General features: G+C 66.7%; 18 protein-coding genes. 6 read left to right on the plus strand and 12 right to left on the minus strand.

Annotated elements, in window-relative coordinates:
- Positions 1–12: 12 nt before the first annotated feature.
- The 6 genes from lnt to ACQPZ2_RS23835 all read right to left on the minus strand — a co-directional run bounded on the left by lnt (position 13) and on the right by ACQPZ2_RS23835 (position 6,205).
- Positions 13–1,707 carry an apolipoprotein N-acyltransferase gene (gene lnt, locus ACQPZ2_RS23810; protein ID WP_433520477.1) on the minus strand — a complete coding sequence of 565 codons (1,695 nt, stop codon included), beginning with the start codon at positions 1,705–1,707 and terminating at the stop codon, positions 13–15.
- On the minus strand, positions 1,697–3,289 hold the full coding sequence (locus ACQPZ2_RS23815; RefSeq protein ID WP_433520478.1) for an amidohydrolase: 1,593 nt from the start codon (positions 3,287–3,289) through the stop codon (positions 1,697–1,699). The genes lnt and ACQPZ2_RS23815 overlap by 11 nt, the downstream gene beginning before the upstream one ends.
- A gap of 81 nt (positions 3,290–3,370) precedes the next feature.
- A complete protein-coding gene (locus tag ACQPZ2_RS23820) occupies positions 3,371–3,604 on the minus strand; it encodes a hypothetical protein (protein WP_433520479.1) in 234 nt (77 codons plus the stop codon).
- A 131-nt stretch (positions 3,605–3,735) separates the two neighbouring features.
- Positions 3,736–4,212 carry an FxsA family protein gene (locus ACQPZ2_RS23825; RefSeq protein WP_433520480.1) on the minus strand — a complete coding sequence of 159 codons (477 nt, stop codon included), beginning with the start codon at positions 4,210–4,212 and terminating at the stop codon, positions 3,736–3,738.
- 84 nt (positions 4,213–4,296) lie between these two features.
- On the minus strand, positions 4,297–4,956 hold the full coding sequence (locus tag ACQPZ2_RS23830; protein WP_040691387.1) for a response regulator: 660 nt from the start codon (positions 4,954–4,956) through the stop codon (positions 4,297–4,299).
- Positions 4,957–5,026: 70 nt separating this feature from the next.
- Positions 5,027–6,205 carry a sensor histidine kinase gene (locus tag ACQPZ2_RS23835; protein WP_433520481.1) on the minus strand — a complete coding sequence of 393 codons (1,179 nt, stop codon included), beginning with the start codon at positions 6,203–6,205 and terminating at the stop codon, positions 5,027–5,029.
- 55 nt (positions 6,206–6,260) lie between these two features.
- On the opposite strand from ACQPZ2_RS23835, the gene ACQPZ2_RS23840 reads away from it, so the two are divergent.
- Positions 6,261–7,028 carry a TSUP family transporter gene (locus tag ACQPZ2_RS23840; RefSeq protein ID WP_063042257.1) on the plus strand — a complete coding sequence of 256 codons (768 nt, stop codon included), beginning with the start codon at positions 6,261–6,263 and terminating at the stop codon, positions 7,026–7,028.
- 5 nt (positions 7,029–7,033) lie between these two features.
- Here the strand turns inward: ACQPZ2_RS23840 and ACQPZ2_RS23845 are convergent, their stop codons facing one another.
- Both ACQPZ2_RS23845 and ACQPZ2_RS23850 read right to left on the minus strand, forming a co-directional pair.
- Positions 7,034–7,687 (minus strand): TetR/AcrR family transcriptional regulator, encoded by a 654-nt coding sequence (locus ACQPZ2_RS23845; RefSeq protein WP_433520482.1) that lies wholly within the window; start codon positions 7,685–7,687, stop codon positions 7,034–7,036.
- Between the two features lie 76 nt (positions 7,688–7,763).
- A complete protein-coding gene (locus ACQPZ2_RS23850; protein ID WP_218024864.1) occupies positions 7,764–8,087 on the minus strand; it encodes an ArsR/SmtB family transcription factor in 324 nt (107 codons plus the stop codon).
- Positions 8,088–8,174: 87 nt separating this feature from the next.
- Here ACQPZ2_RS23850 and ACQPZ2_RS23855 point away from each other — a divergent pair, with 87 nt between their 5' ends.
- The 3 genes from ACQPZ2_RS23855 to ACQPZ2_RS23865 all read left to right on the plus strand — a co-directional run bounded on the left by ACQPZ2_RS23855 (position 8,175) and on the right by ACQPZ2_RS23865 (position 11,982).
- Positions 8,175–8,942, plus strand: coding sequence for a glucose 1-dehydrogenase (locus tag ACQPZ2_RS23855; protein ID WP_433520483.1), 768 nt, complete (start codon positions 8,175–8,177; stop codon positions 8,940–8,942).
- Positions 8,943–9,052: 110 nt separating this feature from the next.
- Positions 9,053–10,582 carry a TldD/PmbA family protein gene (locus ACQPZ2_RS23860; RefSeq protein WP_433520484.1) on the plus strand — a complete coding sequence of 510 codons (1,530 nt, stop codon included), beginning with the start codon at positions 9,053–9,055 and terminating at the stop codon, positions 10,580–10,582.
- Between the two features lie 8 nt (positions 10,583–10,590).
- On the plus strand, positions 10,591–11,982 hold the full coding sequence (locus ACQPZ2_RS23865; RefSeq protein WP_433527504.1) for a metallopeptidase TldD-related protein: 1,392 nt from the start codon (positions 10,591–10,593) through the stop codon (positions 11,980–11,982).
- On the opposite strand, the gene ACQPZ2_RS23870 is transcribed toward ACQPZ2_RS23865, so the two are convergent.
- Entirely contained in the window at positions 11,983–12,366 is a 384-nt protein-coding gene (locus tag ACQPZ2_RS23870; protein WP_433520485.1) for a PPOX class F420-dependent oxidoreductase, read from the minus strand. It abuts the gene before it with no gap.
- 44 nt (positions 12,367–12,410) lie between these two features.
- Entirely contained in the window at positions 12,411–12,959 is a 549-nt protein-coding gene (locus ACQPZ2_RS23875) for a PadR family transcriptional regulator (protein WP_433520486.1), read from the minus strand.
- A 109-nt stretch (positions 12,960–13,068) separates the two neighbouring features.
- On the opposite strand from ACQPZ2_RS23875, the gene ACQPZ2_RS23880 reads away from it, so the two are divergent.
- Together ACQPZ2_RS23880 and ACQPZ2_RS23885 are read left to right on the plus strand one after the other, a co-directional pair.
- Positions 13,069–13,791 carry a glyoxalase gene (locus tag ACQPZ2_RS23880; RefSeq protein ID WP_433520487.1) on the plus strand — a complete coding sequence of 241 codons (723 nt, stop codon included), beginning with the start codon at positions 13,069–13,071 and terminating at the stop codon, positions 13,789–13,791.
- A 492-nt stretch (positions 13,792–14,283) separates the two neighbouring features.
- A complete protein-coding gene (locus ACQPZ2_RS23885; RefSeq protein WP_433520488.1) occupies positions 14,284–14,625 on the plus strand; it encodes a hypothetical protein in 342 nt (113 codons plus the stop codon).
- Positions 14,626–14,676: 51 nt separating this feature from the next.
- Here the strand turns inward: ACQPZ2_RS23885 and ACQPZ2_RS23890 are convergent, their stop codons facing one another.
- Together ACQPZ2_RS23890 and ACQPZ2_RS23895 are read right to left on the minus strand one after the other, a co-directional pair.
- Complete coding sequence (locus tag ACQPZ2_RS23890; protein ID WP_433520489.1) at positions 14,677–15,168, minus strand: hypothetical protein; 492 nt, start codon at positions 15,166–15,168, stop codon at positions 14,677–14,679.
- A 210-nt stretch (positions 15,169–15,378) separates the two neighbouring features.
- The gene (locus ACQPZ2_RS23895; RefSeq protein ID WP_433520490.1) at positions 15,379–16,935 is read right to left on the minus strand and encodes a GAF domain-containing protein; all 1,557 of its coding nucleotides are present in this window, start codon (positions 16,933–16,935) and stop codon (positions 15,379–15,381) included.
- Positions 16,936–17,122: the final 187 nt, after the last annotated feature.

The following is a 17,122-nucleotide window of genomic DNA, read 5'->3' on the forward strand; positions in this document are numbered from 1 at the left end:
GATCTGGCGAGCTCAGCCGACCGGCTGATTCATGGTGGCCTGGTCGTTCACGTGCCTACCGCGGGTCTTTCGCCGCCGGATAACCGCCACCACGACGGCAGCACCCGACAGGATAACCGAGACCAGTTCCGCTTCGGCGCCGAATCGGGTCGCGAGTGTCGTGTCGCTCCGCAACGGCAGTTCGGCGACCAGCGCGGCGGGTACGAACTTGGGTGTCTGCTGCTGGACTGTGCCGTCCGCGGTGATGATGGCGCTGACACCGGAGGTGGCGGCGACCACGAGGGCGCGGCCGTGTTCGACGGCACGGACCCGGGACATGGCCAGCTGCTGATAGGTCATCTCGCTGTCGCCGAAGGTGGCGTTATTGGTGGGCACGGTCAACAATTGCGCGCCCGCGTGCATGGAATCGCGGAAGGCGCGGTCGAAGGCGACCTCGTAGCAGGTCGCGACGCCGATATCGATGCCGCCGTAGCGACTGCTCGCAGCTCGCTCGGAAGGGTCGACGCGGACGGTGCCGTCGCCGTGGCCCGGGACGAAGTATCCGGCGCGGTCGGCGTACTCGGAGAACAGGCGGAAGAAGCTGCGCATCGGCAGGTATTCACCGAACGGCTGGATGATCTTCTTGTCGTGCCGCTCACCCGGACCGGCGGCACCGTTCCAGACGATGACCGAGTTCGTTGTCGTGCGATCGCCGTTCACCAGTACGGCGCCGACGAGTATCGGCGCGCCGATCTGCTCGGACGCCTCGGTGATCTCCGCGGCCGCGTCGGCATTGCGCAGCGGGTCGATATCCGATGAGTTCTCCGGCCAGATCACCACGTCCGGCTGGCGCGCCTGCCCCTGCGCGACTGCTCGGGCCAGTTCCTCGGTGCGCCGGACATGGTTGTCGAGTACGGCGCGCCGCTGGGCATTGAAGTCCAGCCCGAGCCGCGGCACGCTGCCCTGGATGGCGGCGACCGTGATCGTCCGGTCGCCCTCCTCCGGTCCGGGCAGCGCGGTCCGGAGGATCGCTCCGGTGACCGGGATGGTAACCAAAGTCGCCGCCGCGGCGATAATTCCGACGCAGGCCTTGGTGGTACGACCCGATTCGGCGGGCGACTGATCGTGCGTCGGCACGGCCGTCACGCGAGTCCACACGGACACCAGCACTGCCGCCGCCGCGGTTCCGGTGAGCGCCACCGCGAATCCGATGAGCGGCGCGCCACCGACCATGGCCAGCGAGAGGTACCACCCATCGGCCTGGCCGAACGCCAAACGCCCCCACGGGAATCCGCCGAACGGAAAGCTCGATCGCAGCCACTCGGTGGCCGTCCACGTCAACGCCACCCACACCGGCCACCCCGGCAGCGAAAACAACAACCGCGCCAGTAGCCCGAATAGTCCTATATATAAGGAACACACCGTCGACAACGCGAGCCACGGCACCGGCCCGACGTAGATCCCGGTCCACGGCAAAAGCGGCACGAAGAACGCCAGCCCCGCCAGGAGCCCGAACCCGAACCCCCCACGCATCCGCGCGGCGCCACGTATCGTCAGCGTCAGCACCACGATCCCGATAGGCGCGAGAAACCAAAACGGCCGCGGCGGAAAACTCCCGAAAATCAACAACCCCGACACCACCGCCGCGACCGACCGACTCAGCACCGGATACCGACCGAGCGCGACCGCCACGCGGCGCAGAGCCACGCCGGGTGTTTCAGGCTTCATGGATGGTGACTCCGCGGTGGACGGTGCGCAGGCAGGTGGGCAGGGATGCGTCGGGATCGAGCGGGGGTAGGCCGGGGACCCTGGAGCGCGGATCGGTGGACCAGCGTTGGACGGTATCGGCGGCTGCTGCGACAACGAGGTCGGCGGCGTCCCAGATCGCGTAGGAGGCGGGAGCTCCCGGGACCAAGGTGCCCGCGACGCCGTCGCGGATGCCGCCCGCGCGCCAAGCCCCCCGAGTGGCAGCGGCAAAGGCGGCACGAGGTGAGAGAGCGTGGCCGGGGGTGCGGTGGTTGACCGCGGCGCGGACCGCCGACCAGGGATCGAGTGCGGTAACCGGCGCGTCCGAGCCGATGGCGAGGGCGATGCCCGCCGCGGCCATGGCCGCGAAGGGATTCAGGGTGCCGGCGCGTTCGGAGCCGAGGCGGGTGGCGTACATGCCGTCCGGGCCGCCCCAGGTCGCGTCGAAACCCGGTTGGACACTGGCGATTACGCCCCAGGCGGCCAGTTTCGCGATCTGATCGGCATCGATCATCTCCGCATGCTCGACGCGGTGCGCGCGGGACGCGACGGCCGGGCCGCCGAGTTCGTCGACCACCTGTCCGAATCCGGCGACGACAGCGTCCATCGCGGCATCACCGATGACATGGAATCCGGCCTGAACGCCTGCCTCGGTGCAGGCGCGCACATGCGCGGCGATCGTATCGGCGTCGAGGTAGCCGAGACCGGTTCCGGTGTCATCGGCATAGGGCGCACGCAACCGAGCGCTGCGCGAGCCGATGGAACCGTCTACGAACAGATCGCCGCCGAGCGCGTGCACCCCGAGTTCGGCGATCAGCGCCCGCGCCTCGTCCGCGGTGCGCACCGCCTCACCCCAATAGGCCCGGACTTCCACACCGTGGGCGAAGTCGAGCAACTCACGAATATCGGTGCGCCCGGCGATCTCCGGTCCCCCGCATTCGTGCACCGCCACGACACCGCGCGCGGCCGCCGTATCCAGTGCGGCCTTGCGCGCCCGATCCCGTTGTGCGCGATCCAATCCCGAGAGAACCGCGGTGCGCACCAGATGGTGCGCGTCGGCGCGCAGCGGCGCACCGCGCGTGAAACCCGAGGCGGCGGTGACTTCCGCGGTCAACAACCCCGACGACACCACCGCCGAATGCGCGTCCACCCGCGACAGATACACCTGCCGTCGCGGCTGCACTGCCGTGTCGAGTTCCTCGACCGTCGGCGGCCGCCCCTCCGGCCATCCGGTCTCGTCCCAGCCGTCGCCGAGAATCGCGCCGTCGGGATGCGACTTCGCGAACGCGCGCAGCAGTTCCAGGCAGTGTTCGAGTGAACGCGCCACCGACAGATCGAGGCCGGTCAGCTTCAAGCCCAGCGCCGTCACGTGCACGTGCGGATCGACGAATGCCGGTGCCACGAAAGCGCCGTCGAGGTCGATGATCTCCGCATCCGGATGCAGCGCGCGTCCCGGTTGCTCGGCGCCCAGCCACACCACGGTGCCGTCGGTCACGGCCATTGCCGTCGCGTCGGGTGAACTCGAACTGTAGAAACGACCGCCGATCAGCAACTGGGTACTCACGAGAGACCAGTCTGCCGTATCGGTGTTTCAGTCCGTCGAGTCGGACAGCCTCCGCTCCGTAGCGGCTGCTTGCAGGTCGCTCTAGATGGTCGGTGGCGAAACGTCCGCGGGTTGTGCGAGCACCGCCATGACCTCCGCGTATCTCGGCGGCGCGCCGCCGGGTGCGGCGCGCATACCCGCCTCCACCGCGATCAGTTCCAGCCGCAATGCCGCAGCCGTGAATCCGGAAATCGACTGTCCCGCAGCCGCCGCGGCCTGCCGCACCGCCGCTGCCAGCTCCTCACTCACCGTGACGGTGAGCTCTTCGGTCGCCATCCGGCCACCCTAGCCCTTTGATCCGGCTTACGAAATGGGCACCGGGGTGATGGTCGGCACGGTTTAGGTACGAGACGCGGAGTGAACCCGATCACCCGGCTGCCCCTTTCGAGCAACCCGCAAAGTGGTCGCTACGGAAGAGCCGGGCGAGTCGAGGGGCGCGGGTCGTCGTACCACTCGCCGACAACCGCGCCGTCGACCACATCGTCACCGTCGATGATCACGCCGCGATACGGCATCGCCGCGGCCAGGCGGCTGAAGCGGCGCGCGGCGAACGCGGCGACCAGCGGACGGACCAGGAAGCGGGTCGGCGGCAGCAGCAGGAGCAGCCCGAAGAACGAGGTGACCAGGCCTGGGATGAACATCAGGAACCCGCCCGTGGCGACGAGCGCGCCGTCCGCGACCGCAGTGCCCGGGTTGATCTCCCCGCGTCCGGCGCGCCGGAATTGTTCGAAGACGCGTCGGCCTTGGGAGCCGATGAGCAGCATGCCCGCGGCGGAACCGGCGATGAGCAGCAGGATGGTCGGCATCACACCGATGAGCTGGCCGACGCCGATCAGCGCGGCGATCTCGACGATGACGTAGAGCACGAACAGTACGGCGGGCATGGCGATCCTTTCGGACGATCTACCCGGTTCAACGTCGCACGGTCCGATTTTTCTCCCGATCCAGCCTGATAGCTCGCTGAGATCTCACCCGCCGGGTCGCACCAAGCCGGTCTCGTAGGCCAGCACGACTGCTTGAACCCGGTCGCGCAGACCGAGTTTCGTCAGCACCCGCCCGACGTGCGTCTTGACGGTGGCCTCGGACAGGTACAACTGCTCGGCGATCTCGGCATTGGACCGCCCCGCCGCGATCTGCTCGAGCACCTCGCGCTCACGCGCGGTCAGCACCTCGAGTACCGCCGGATCCCGCATGCCGCCCGGGTCGTCGGCGATGAGCCGGTCCAGCAGTCGCTTGGTCACCTTCGGCGACACGACCGCATCACCACCCGCCACACTCCGGATCGCCGAGACCAGATCCTCGGGCGGCGTGTCCTTCAACAGGAATCCGCTCGCACCCGCCCGCAGCGCTCCCAATGCGTGTTCGTCGAGGTCGAAGGTCGTCATCACCAGCACCTTGCAGCCGTCACCGGCCTCGACGATGCGCTGCGTGGCGGATACCCCGTCGACGACCGGCATCCGCACATCCATCAGCACCACATCCGGCCGCAACTCCTTGGCCCGGGATATCGCGGCGGCACCGTTCTCGGCCTCTCCGATCACCTCGATGTCCGGGTGCGCACCGAGCACCATCTTCAACCCCATGCGCATGAGTTCCTGATCGTCGACAACGAGAACGGTGATCGGCACGTCCCTAATCTATCGGCCACGTCCAGCGTGTTTTCCGCACCGTGCCCGCGGCCTCGAAAGAAGCCTGCGGCTAACCGTTTTCGTTGCCGCGCACCAGTGGGATGGTCGCGTATACCCGCCAGGCGCCATCGGAGGTGCGGCCCGCTTCCAGCGTGCCGCTGAGTACGGCGATGCGTTCGCGCATGCCGACCAGTCCCATGCCGCCGCCGACGATCGGGATCGCGGCCTGCTCCCGCACCGGAACTCCGCCGGTATCGGTGACTTCGATGATCACATCGATCTCGCGGCGCTGCACCCGCACCCATGCCTTGGGATGAGAACCCGCGTGCCGGAGCGTGTTGGTCAGTGATTCGGCCACGATGCGGTGCATACCGAGACTCACCTCGGGGGCGATATCGTCCAGTTCACCGGTCATTTCGAGTTCCACCGCGAGTCCGGTATCGCGCATCATCTCGACCACCTTCGCCAGACCCGCGGTTCCGTGCTGCGGCAATTGATCCGGGGCGTGCTCGATACGCAGGAGCGCCACGGTTCGGCGCAATTCCCGCAGGGCCTCGCGACCGGTGCTCGCGATCGTGGTCAATGCCCGCTCGGCCGCGTCCGGATCGCGCCGCAGCGCGTACTTCGCGCCGTCGGCCTGCACGATGATCACGCTCACCGCGTGGGCGACGACGTCGTGTAATTCGCGGGCGATGCGGGTGCGTTCGGCGGAGACGGCATCGTGCGCACGGCGTTCCCGGTCGTAGTCGGCGACCGCGAGCCGCGCCGCCACCTCTTGGTCGTAGGCATGGCGCGCACCGATGAATTCGGCCAGCGTCCAGCACAGCGCATAGAACATCGCGGTGAAGATCAGATCCGAACCGGCCGGCTTGTGCAGCAACAGAAATGAGCTGGTGCAGTCGGCGACAAGGCCGAGCGCGTACCAAACTCCTTCCTTACGACCGACATACGCGACGAGCGTGTACAGCATGATGCCGAGCCCGAGAAGCGCGATATGGTCGCCATTGTCCTCGGACGCGTAGCTCACCAGCGTCGAGGCGATCGAGAGTCCGAGCATCGCGGCTGCCATCGCCCGCGGATAGAGCCGCCGGAACGCGACAGGTACCGGCAACAGCGCACCGATTCCCAGGTATGCCAGCTTGCTATCGGAATTCCCGACCCCGAGAATCTCGAGCAGCAGCAGGGCGGCGGCCAGCATCGAATCCGAGATGAGGGGCTTGCCGCGAAGCCACAGACTGAACCGGCGCACGAATATCAGCCTAGGTGCGGGCGGGTCGGATCCAACCATCTGGTTGGCTGGCCGGGTGGATTTTGCAGACTGGGCGGCCTTGTTAACAGCCGCGACCGCCGCGGGCTGGGTGGATGCGGTGGTCGGCGGCGGCGGATTGATCATCCTGCCGACACTGTTCCTCGTCGCACCGGGCATCACGCCACAAACCGCACTCGGCACCAACAAGCTCGCCGCGGTCGCGGGCACCAGCGCATCGGTCATGACATTCGCGCGCAAAGTTCCCATACAGTGGCGCACGCTACTGCCCGCGGCGGTGATCGCGGCGGTCACCGCGGCGACCGGCGCGGCGGCGGTGTCGCTCATCGATCGCGACCTGTTCATCCCGATCGTGATGGTCGTGCTGGTCGGCGTCGCCGTCTTCGTCACGCTACGCCCATCGATCGGCATCACCCTGGCCACGCACCCGCCGACCCGGCGCAAGTTCGTGCTCGTGATCGCCCTGGCCGCCGGATTGATCGGCTTCTACGACGGACTGCTCGGCCCAGGCACGGGCACCTTCCTGATCATTACCTTCGCCACCCTGCTCGGCACCGAATTCGTGCGTGCGGCCGCAATGGCGAAGGTGATCAACTGCGGATCCAATTTCGGTGCGCTGATCTACTTCGGTGTCACCGGCCACATCATGTTCGCGCTCGGCGCGGCCATGGCGGTCGGCAATGTGGCGGGCGCGATCATCGGCTCGCACATGGCATTACGCAAGGGCGCGGAGTTCGTGCGCGTCGTACTTCTGGTCGTCGTCATCGGCATGGTGATCCGTTTGGGCTGGCAGCAATTCGGCTGAGGCGATCAGTGCAGGGGGCCGACATGCATCTTGGTATTCGAGGCGAGCCAGGGTTGCAGCACCCGTGAGGTCGTTTCGTGGATCTGGCGGTGCAGCCGCTCGCCGTCCACTCCTGCCACCGGACTCTGGAACAGCACCGTCAACGCACCGGATACCGCACCGACCACGGCACCGACCAATGCGGCGGCGCCGACATCGTCCAATTCGGCGGGAAATGCCATATGCAACTGTCGCGCGATCTCGCGCTGCGCGACCAACTGCGCGTGCGCGGCTCGCCCGCTCACCGCGGGCACGGTGCGCGAAACCTGTGCGCGCAGTGCGGCAATGCGCGCATTGAGGTCATCGACGAGGTGTTCGCCCGGATTGTCGCCCGCCGCTCGCAACGCGCGCAGCAGCACTTCCACGGGCCGCTCGCCGGGCCGGCGACTCGCGATGGCAGCCACCGCGGCGCGCACCCGCTCGTCCTGTTCCGGGAAGAGCAACTCTTCCTTGCTGGCAAAGTAGTTGAAGAAGGTCCGGGTGCCGACCTCGGCCGCGGCGGCGATATCGGCCACCGTGGTCTCCTCATAGCCTCTGTTCTCGAAAAGCTCGACGGAAGCCTCGAGGAGGGCACGGCGGGTACGTTCTCGTTTGCGATCGCGGAGGGCGGATGGCGGCACGCGGGCACAGTACGGCATAACCCGACTTGGGTACGGTAACCACGACTTTCGCGCGCGCCATGCGGCCAAACCGTGATCAAATTCCGGTCGCGTGCGATTGCTCCCGGCGGGCCGCGTCGATCACCGAATCCAGCAGACCCGGGAACCGCGCGTCGAGATCGTCACGGCGCAACGACTGTAGCGTTTCCCGTCCCGATGGCCGCTGCCAGATGATCCCCGCATCGCGCAGCACCCGATAGTGGTGCGTCAGATTGGATTTCGGCACACCGTCCACGATCGAACCGCAGGTGTGCTCCGCCCCATCCGCGAGCACGCGAACGATCCGCAGCCGCAATGGATTTCCCAGTGCGGCGAATACATTCGCCAACTCGATCCGATCCCGCTCGGGATGTGCCGTCATCACATCGGCCAGGATAGCTCGTTTGTTGACATACAGTCGAACTGTTCATATGTTCTTGAACTATCCAACCGTACGAGAGGTCGTGCCATGGCGAGCAATTCCCGATTCGACGACAAGATCGCGCTGATCACCGGCGGAACCAGCGGCATGGGGTTGGCCACCGCGCGCAGGTTGCTCGACGAGGGTGGGCGGGTTGTCATCACCGGGCGTGACAAGTCCCGTCTGGACGTCGCGCTCGAAGAGTTGAACGGTGGCGATCGCGTCCTCGGAATTCCGAGCGACGCAGCGAGTCTCGCCGATCTGGAAGCGCTTGCGGCCGCGGTCCGGGACCGTTACGGACACCTCGACATCGTTTTCGCCAATGCGGGCGTCGGCGCGTTCCAGGCCGTCGGCGATGTCACCGAGGCCGAGTTCTACCGGGTGGTCGATATCAACTTCAAGGCCGCGTTCTTCACCATCCAGCACACTCTCCCCCTGCTGGTCGATGGCGGCGTGATCGTGATCAACGCATCATTCGCACTGCACCGGGGTGGGCCCGGCGCGGCACTCTATTCGGCGACCAAGGCGGCGGTGCACAACCTGGCACGGACGCTGGCGGCCGAACTGGCACCCAGGCGAATCCGGGTCAACTCGGTGAGCCCGGGTTACACCGGGACGCCTGCGTTCTATGCCGAAGCGTCACCGGAAGTGCAGGCCGCCGCCGTCGCCACCGTGGCCGCGGGACGTATCGGTACCTCGGAGGACGTTGCCGCCGCGGTCGCTTTTCTTGCCTCCGGCGAGGCGTCCTATATCAACGGCCAGGACCTGCTCATCGACGGCGGTCTCGTCGCCGCGACCCCTGCGGCTATGGTCTAGAACTGCGCCGCTGGGCATTTCGTGCGGCATTGCAGTCGATGCATGTCTACAAGGTCTGCGTCAGCGCAGCGGGAGCGGCGCTCGCCGGCCCGACCGGCTAGGTTGATCAGGTGAGCATCGCGACTTCCAAAGATGTGGACGCCGAGTTCCTTGCGTTACCACTGCACGCGCTCGCCGACGCCGCTCTGTCGGCGGCGCGGGCGGCGGGCGCGCAGCATGCAGATCTGCGGGTGCATCGGTTGGTCACCCAGTCGATCCGGCTGCGCGACGGCCGGGTCGAGGCGATCAGCAATGCCACCGATCTCGGCTTCGCCGTGCGCGTGATCGTCGACGGCACCTGGGGTTTCGCCTCGCATGCCGCGCTCACTCCGGAGACCGCGGCCGAGGTGGCGCGGCGGGCGTTCACGGTGGCGACCACCCTGCGCGCGCTCAATCGTGAGCGCGTCGAACTCGCCGAAGAGCCGCGATACGACAATGTGCACTGGGTTTCGGCCTACGACCTGGACCCGTTCACGGTGCCGACCGCCGACAAGGTCACTGTGCTGCAGGACTATTCGGGCCGCCTGTCCGCCGCCGACGGCGTCGATCACGTCACCGCCTCGGTGCTGCAGGTCAAGGAGCAGACCTTCTACGCCGACACCGCGGGCTCCGCAATCACTCAGCAGCGCGTGCGCCTGCACCCGCAACTGGAGGCGATCACCGTCGACGCGGCGGCGGGTGTCTTCGAGACCATACGTACCCTCGCCGCACCGGCCGGACGCGGCTGGGAGTACGTCACCGGCGCGGACGGAATCTGGGACTGGAGCGAGGAGCTCGCGCAGATCCCGGGCTGGCTGGCCGAAAAGGTCAAGGCGCCCAGCGTCGAGGCAGGCCCCACCGACCTGGTGATCGACCCGACCAACCTGTGGCTGACCATCCACGAATCCATCGGCCACGCCACCGAATACGACCGCGCCATCGGCTACGAATCGGCCTATGCGGGCACCTCGTTCGCAACCCCGGACAAGCTCGGCACGCTGCAGTACGGAACGCCGATCATGCACGTCACCGGCGACCGCACCGAGGTGCACGGTCTGGCCTCGGTCGGCTATGACGACGAGGGCGTCGCCGGACAGCGCTGGGATCTGGTGCGCGACGGCGTTCTGGTCGGCTATCAACTCGACCGCGTCTTCGCCCCGCGCCTGGGCCTGGAACGCTCCAACGGCTGCTCCTACGCGGACTCACCGCACCATGTGCCGATCCAGCGCATGGCCAACGTCTCGCTGCAACCGGACCCCGAGAACGACACCAGTACCGCCGAACTCATCTCCCGGGTCGAGAACGGCATCTACATCGTCGGCGACAAGTCCTGGTCGATCGATATGCAGCGCTACAACTTCCAGTTCACCGGTCAGCGGTTCTTCCGCATACGCGGCGGCAAGCTCGACGGCCAGCTGCGCGATGTCGCCTATCAGGCCACCACCACCGACTTCTGGGGTGCCATGGAGGCCGTCGGCGGACCGTCCACCTGGCGCCTCGGCGGTGCGTTCAACTGCGGTAAGGCGCAACCCGGCCAGGTCGCCGCGGTCAGCCACGGCTGCCCGTCGATCCTGGTGCGCGGCATCAACATTCTCAACACCCGGACGGAGGCAGGTCAGTGATCGAGGTGATGATGCCCGCGGGTGCGGTCGTCGAGCAGGCGCTGGCGCTCTCGCATGCGGACGAGGCGATGGTCATCGTCACAGATGCGCACGAGGCGTCACTGCGCTGGGCGGGCAACTCGATGACCACCAATGGTTCCTCGATTTCCCGGGACTGGGCGGTCATTTCGATCTTCCGCGACGGCCCGAACTCCGCGCGCGTCGGCAGCGTCAGCGCCACCAGCGTCGACCCGGCCGAGATCGAGCAGGTGGTCCGCGCCAGCGAGGCGGCGGCTCGCACCGCAGAACCCGCGAAGGATGCGATGCCGCTGCTGACCCCGGATTCGGATGGTCTGCCGGACTCCGGGAATGACTGGGCGTCCGCACCGGGCAGCACCGGAATCGAGGTCTTTACCGACCTCGCACGCGACTTGGCGGGCGGATTCGACGGCGCCGATCGGCTCTATGGTTTCGCCTACCACCAGATGCATACGACATGGCTCGGCACCTCCACCGGTATTCGCCGCCGCTTCGTGCAGCCCACCGGTTCGGTGGAGATCAACGGAAAGCGGGGCGAGGGTGCGGATCTCGCGAGCGCGTGGGTCGGTGTCGGCACCGCGGACTTCACCGATGTCGACGTGCCCGGACTGCTCACCGAATTGTCGCGGCGGCTGGATTGGTCCGAACGACGGGTTGAGCTGCCCGCAGGTCGCTACGAAACCCTGCTGCCGCCTTCGGCGGTCGCGGACCTGATGATCTACCTGGCCTGGTCCATGGAGGGCCGGGGCGCGCACGAAGGGCACAGCGCCTTCGCAAAGGCGGGCGGCACTCGAATCGGCGAGCGGCTCAGCCACATTCCATTGACGCTCTACTCCGATCCGAGCGCCGGCGGACTCGAATATCGTCCGTTCGTGGTGACTTCGTCGTCCTCGGAATCGCTGTCGGTCTTCGACAACGGTCTCGCGGCCCGGCGCGTGGACTGGCTGCGTAATGGGGTCATCGAATCGCTGGTCTACCCGCGTGCCACCGCCGCCGAATTCGACGCTCCCACTACGGTTCCCGGCGATAACCTGCTGCTGACTGGCGGCTCGGGCGCGAGTATCGACGCGATGATCGCGAATACCGAGCGCGGCCTACTGCTGACCACGCTCTGGTACATCCGCGAGGTCGATCCCGCGACCTTGCTGCTCACCGGCCTCACCCGCGACGGCGTCTACCTGGTCGAAAATGGTGAAGTCACCGCGGCGGTCAACAACTTCCGCTTCAACGAAAGCCCGATCGACCTGCTCCGCCGCACCACCGAAGCCGGTGCCACCGAGACCACCCTCCCCCGTGAATGGAAGGACTGGTTCACCCGAGCCGCCATGCCGCCCTTGCGCATCCCGGACTTCCACATGTCCTCGGTGAGCCAGGCGACCTGACTATGCGGCCGGGGTGATCTCGAGGCCGATGGTGCCGGACTTGCCGCGGCGAATACTGCTCGCGGTGACCAGAATCGGGCCGAGGAGCCAGTACTTCTTCTTGATCAGCTTGCGCACTCGTTCGGTGTCGGCGGCATCGAGCACCCGGCCGGTGCCTTCGATGACATCACCGCGCGGCTTGCCCGACGGATTGCACGGTTGGAGGGTGACGGCGGGATTTTTGCGCAGCCGCTTGACCTTCCAGCTGTTGGTTTCGGTCCACACATACAGCTTCCCGTCGTCCTCGGCGGCCCATACGGCGGTGCCGACCGGTGTGCCGTCCTTGCGGAAGGTCGTCAGCAGCACGTAGTCGGACTTGCCGACCGCACCCAGTGTGTTCGTCATGCGGGAAGCCTATCCGCCATCGGGCCGGCGGGCGCCCCCTGCCATCAGTCCGACATCCGGTATTCACCGGTCTCCAGGCGCTCGAGAACGCCGCCGGTCCAGTTCGACAGGTTGTCGAACACGCCGCTCCACAGCTCGAGCAGATCGGTCGCATGCGGTGGTTCGTACCGGCCCGGGAAGGTCGGGATCATGGCGATCAGATCGTCACGAACCGCCGCGGCATTGCGGCGTTGTTCGCGCAACTTCTCGATGACGTGTGCGCGTGGCAACGCATCCATGAACGCGATACCCGCACCGAGCTCTTCCATATCGACGCTGACCAGCGCCTCGTCCATGAGCTTGCGGAACTCGGCCTCCCCCGCCTCGGTCAGTTCGAACAGCGTCCGCCCCGGCCCCTCGGTACTGCCCTGGGTGCCGAACGCACTCAATTTCCCTTCCTGCGTCAGCTGTTTCAGCGCGTGATAGATCGACCCGGGCTTCACATTGGTCCAGGTTTCGGCACGCCAGGACAGCAGTTCGCGACGCACGGCGTAGCCGTAGGTGGGCTGACGCAACCGCATCACGCCGAGGACGAGCAGGCGCACGGCCGACATCCGGGTTTCCCTTCTCTCGAAACGGCCATACTACTCAAATTTGACTTCCGACATTTCACCGCCCTAACCTCAGGTAGTCAAAATTGATTAGTGCTACCGAGGCAGGGCGATGACAAGCGATACAGCGGTTCCGGTGTTGTGGAGTGGCGATTTGACGGACACCCTCGACTTCTACCGAGCGCTGGGCTACACGGTGACCCATGAGCAGACCAGGCCATACGCTTACGGCGCGATCGAGGCCGATGGCTGTGCGGTCCATTTCGCCGCCGCACCGCCGGGCATCGGACTCCCCACCGAACAGGTCGGCTGCCTGATCATGCTCGACGATGTCGCCGAGCGACACGCCACATTCACCGCGGCGCTGCGCAAGCGCTATGGCAAGGTCCCCGCGAAGGGCTGTCCACGCATCACCCGATTCCGCCCCGGCCAGAGCAGATTCAGCGTGGTCGACCCGGTGGGCAATACCATCATCTACATTCAGCGCGACGAGCCCGAGGACGTCGATTACGGCGGCTCCCGCGAACTCGACGGCCTGGCACGGGTTTTGGACAATGTCCGTATCCTGCGCGATTTCAAGAACGACGATGCGACCGCAGTCCGGGTGCTCGAGGTAGGTCTCCGTCGCTACGGCGCGGAAGCATCTGCCGTCGATAGGGCTCGCGCACTTGCGGCACTGACCGAGTTGGCCGTCGCCACCGGCGATTCCGAGCGGGCCGAGAAGGTGCGCGCCGAACTCGGGGGCATATCGCTTTCGAAAGCCGAACGCGCGAGCGTCGCGGCCGAGTTGCGCGCCGCGACCGATCTCGCGGATTGGCTCTCCGAAACGGATTGAGACAGATTATGCGGCGGTGAGCACCTGGGGTCCGTCAGCGGTGATCGCAACCGTATGTTCGGAGTGCGCGGTCCGGTATTCACCGGCCGCCGAGCTCGAGAACGCCGCCGGTCCAGTTCGACAGGTTGTCGAACACGCCACTCGACAGCTCGAGCAGATCGGTCGCATGCGGCGGTTCGTACCGGCCGGGGCGGGATCAGGGCGATGATCAGTGCCGATGCTGTGCGGGGACGGCTGCCGGAGACAAACATCCGGGCAGACTTCGTGCTCTCGGGACGATGGCACGCCTTGCGCGCCGATCTACTGTTCCAGCGTCGGGTTGCGATGGGCATCGGATCGGCGGGCGGTGTGGGCTCCTTTGCCGACACCGCCCGCTCAGAGTAGCCATGGCGTCGACCTTGCACCCGTCCGGCAACAGGGCACGTTGCCCTCATCGCCTATACCGCCGAATTGGCCCCCTTTTGTCGACAGATTCAGAAAGAGGAATTGATTGTGTGGATTCCGACGGAATCTCCGCCCCAACCATCGGACACACCTGCCAACATCCGCCCGCGCCCGGCAACGAATTTCGCCGAAAGCCGCACCTCGCCGAGTACCCGGTGTGGCAACGACGATATCGCCGCGCTCGGGACACCCGCACTGGTTGTGGGCGTCATACTGCTCGTCGCCGGATTCGCCGCACTGCTGCCGACGCGGACTTGGCCCCGCGACTACGGCGCGCTGTTGGTCATCCTCGTCTACGCCCTCTACCTGAGTCTCGCCGGTTCGTTGACGATGTGGGGCTTCCGCTCGACCCGCAGACCACGCGCCCACCGCAGGCCGCATCGGCCATGAATGTCGGTGCGGGCGTGGCGATCACCGTCGGTGCCGTTTGGTGACCAGGCTTCAGGCGGTCCGCATCGCCGTGCCACCGGGATCCGGCGCGCCTGTTCGTTGCTGGTGCGACGAGAGGCGACCGAGAAGCTGGTGCAGCGGCATCCGCAGATCGGCGGCCAGGACACCCATGATCCGTAGCATGGTCGCGCTGTCGAGATCATGAACGATCAGGATTCGCTCGAGAACCATTGCGCTGAGGACCTGCGTTCGGGTCAGTGCCATTTCGGGCAGCCAACTCAACCGCCACACTCCCCTGCTGGTTCGGTGGGTCATCCTGGCTGCGAACTCGACGGATTGTGGGTTGGCGATGGTCGAGTGCGTGACGTGCAGCGCGTCGACATGTTCGGCGATCAATTCGCCAACCTGCCCACCCGACCAGATCGCGGGTCGAACCACGCGCTCGCGCCCAGTCGCGCCAGCCGAGGTGGTCAACCCTGCCGGTGAACGCGTGGAAACTTCGGCGGCGGCTCGGGTTATGACGGCTTCTTGGTGTATGACCATGTCGAGACTCCTCGAATGCACAAAAGGACCGGTGGAACGAAGTCCAGAATCGTCTCGCCGCATGCCCGTTGTCGTCGACGCTGGCCGCAGTCGAAAGGCCCCACCACCGTGACTGTGCGAATACCTGCTAGCTGCAACTGCGCCCGATCGAGCCCGCTGGGTTCGGTCCCCGGCAGGACGACACCACCCCGAACCCGCACTGGGCGGCGGTTACAAAGGAGGTGTGCTGTCGCCCACCTCTACCGGGATCGTGATGTACAGCGACGTACCGATCCCCGTCGGGCTGGTGACGAATACGTGGCCGCCCAGCGCTTCGATGCGATCTTTCAGACCGATCAGTCCTGACCCTTTCCTCGAGTCGGCGCCGCCGATGCCGTTGTCGCGAATCGACAAGCAGAGACTGTCGCCTTTCACCGCCGCCAGGACCGACACTTCGGAGGCTTGGGCGTACTTGGCGGCGTTCGTCAGCGCTTCGGTCACCGCGTAGTAGGCGCCGATCTCCACCGGATCCGGCAATCGCCGCTCGACGGCGACGTCGAGGTCCACCGGCACCGGGCAACGGCGGGCGAGCGTCTTCAACGCGGGGCCGAGTCCGCCTTTCGACAGGATCGCCGGATGAATTCCGCGCGAGAGTTCCTGGAGATTCTCCGTCGCGGCGGTCAGACCGGATGCGACCCGAGCGATCTGCCCGCTGAGAGCATCGAGTTCGGATGGCACCGAGTCCTGCAAAGAGCGCAATTCCAGCGCGAGCGACACCAGCCGTTGCTGGGCTCCGTCATGCAGATCACGTTCCAGGCGGCGCCGTGCGTCGTCGGCGGCCGCCACAATCCGGGCGCGCGACGCGGTTAGTTCCGCACGCGATTCGGCGTTGGCGATCGCCGTCGCGACGAGGTCGGCGAAGTCGGCGACGCGCGCCTCGGTATCCGGTGGCAGCGGACCAGGTTCGGCATTGCCGACGACAGCGGCGCCCCACACACTGCCCTCGACAACTATCGGCGCACCCACCCCGCTGTGCGGGCCGAGCTCGCGGATGCGCGCGGCGGCCCACCGGGGCGAGTTGTCGGCATCCATCCGGGCTGGGCGGCCGCTGGTGACAATCACACCGACGATGTTGTCGCCCTCCAGCGACCAGCGCGAACCGACCGGCATCGCCGTGGTCTGCAATGGGTCGCCATGAGCCGAGACGAGGGTGGCGGTGCCGTCGGACTCGCAGCGCCACAACGATGCGTTGGCAGTGCCGAGCGCGCGGGCCAACTGCTCGGCCACGGTCGAGAAGACTTCGAAGCTGGGCGCGCCGCGTGCCACCAGGGTGGCCACTCGCCGCAGCGCGGCCTGCTGCTGGGCCAGCACACTGATCCGGTCGCGGCTCTCCTGCAGCCCGGTTTTGGCCTCCTCGGCTTCCCGGCGGCGTTGATCGGCTTCGAACGCCCGCACTCGGGCCAGCCCCGCGATGAAGTTCGTGCACAATGCCGCCACCAGGAATACGACGACGAGCACGCCGTTCTCGGAATCGAACGGCGCGACCTGGCCGCCGGACCTGGCATCGAAAACGGCCAGGGCGATGGCGCTGACCAGTGAGGTGGCTACTGCCAGGCCCAATCCCCACACCATGGAGACAACCAGGATGCCGAGCAGATAGACCGGCTCGAACGTCTCGCCGGGCGACAGATCCTCCAGGAGGACGACCACAAGCGTCTCCAGCGCGATGACGACCGCGGCGACCACGATCCCCAGCGACAGCGGCAGCGTCGCCGGACGCAGCAACACCGACCGAAGACCTGTTCGTACCGATGGGTCATCCTCGGTCGAGCCATCGCGCGGCATCCGCAGCACCGGCCATATCGAGGCCGGTCGCGACCTCCGGCCACGATCGGACGCGCCACCCGTAAACCAACCGCGCATCCGCTTCCGATGAGGAAGCCGCGACCACCTCGGCGGCATGAACTCAGTATCC

This window comes from Nocardia pseudovaccinii, assembly GCF_050942345.1.
Classification (GTDB): domain Bacteria; phylum Actinomycetota; class Actinomycetes; order Mycobacteriales; family Mycobacteriaceae; genus Nocardia; species Nocardia pseudovaccinii.